Annotated in this window: 1 protein-coding gene; it reads left to right on the top strand. The window is 48.3% G+C overall.

The window, feature by feature from the left end; all coding sequences use genetic code 11:
- Positions 1–572 (top strand): hypothetical protein (locus SCRDD08_RS11715; RefSeq protein ID WP_196756192.1); only part of this gene is annotated, 572 nt, incomplete at both ends.

The raw sequence follows: 572 nt of genomic DNA, 5'->3' as shown, positions 1-572 counted from the left end.
CACAAGTGCTTCAGCATCAGTAAGCCTGAGCCAGTCAGTTTCAACAAGTGCCTCAGCTTCAACTTCATTGAGCACCAGTCAGTCTGTCTCAGTAAGTGCAAGTGCTTCAGCGTCAATGAGCTTGAGCCAGTCAGTTTCAACAAGTGAATCAGCTTCAACTTCATTGAGCACCAGCCAGTCTGTATCAGCAAGCGTAAGTGCCTCAGCATCGTTGAGCTTAAGTCAATCCGTTTCAGCAAGTGAATCAGCTTCAACGTCAATGAGCGCAAGCCAGTCTGTCTCAGTAAGTGCAAGTGCTTCAGCGTCAATGAGCTTGAGCCAGTCCGTTTCAGTAAGTGCAAGTGCTTCAGCTTCGTTGAGCTTGAGCCAGTCAGTCTCAGCAAGTGCCAGTGCTTCAGCATCAGTAAGCTTGAGTCAGTCAGTTTCAACAAGCGAGTCTGCTTCAGCATCATTGAGCCTGAGCCAATCGGTTTCAGCAAGTGAATCAGTCTCAGCTTCGTTGAGTGGCAGCCAATCTGTCTCAACAAGCGCAAGTGCTTCAGCATCAGTAAGCTTGAGTCAGTCAGTTTCAA

Source organism: Streptococcus cristatus (assembly GCF_001578775.1).
GTDB classification, from domain to species: Bacteria; Bacillota; Bacilli; order Lactobacillales; family Streptococcaceae; genus Streptococcus; species Streptococcus cristatus_A.
The sequence above is the reverse complement of the archived record's forward strand: the minus strand, read 5'-3'. Positions and strand labels throughout refer to the sequence as shown.